The sequence below is a fragment of the Psychrobacter sp. TB55-MNA-CIBAN-0194 genome (assembly GCF_040309505.1).
In the GTDB taxonomy this organism is placed as follows: domain Bacteria; phylum Pseudomonadota; class Gammaproteobacteria; order Pseudomonadales; family Moraxellaceae; genus Psychrobacter; species Psychrobacter fozii.
In genome coordinates, this window is sequence record NZ_JBEOOW010000521.1 from 1 (window position 1) to 255 (window position 255).

Genomic DNA, 255 nt, shown 5'->3' on the forward strand with positions numbered 1-255 from the left:
GTGTGTTGATTGGCGTACCCATTGGTATTGCGGCCGCTCATCGGCCTTGGCTATACACTATATTACGCCCCATTTTGGATTTGATGCAGACCATTCCCACCTTTGTGTATCTTATCCCGACTCTTATTCTATTCGGCTTAGGTTACGTGCCTGGTTTGATTTCCACTATTATTTTTGCCATTGCCGCACCGATACGGTTGACCTATCTGGGTGTCAGCAAAGTGCCGAGTGAATTAATTGAAGCCGGCCTAGCGT

General features: G+C 47.5%; 1 protein-coding gene. It reads left to right on the forward strand.

Annotated features, from left to right (window positions below; all coding sequences use genetic code 11):
- Positions 1–255: ABC transporter permease subunit (locus tag AAEY75_RS16120; protein ID WP_352260164.1), on the forward strand; the 255-nt coding region annotated here is incomplete at both ends.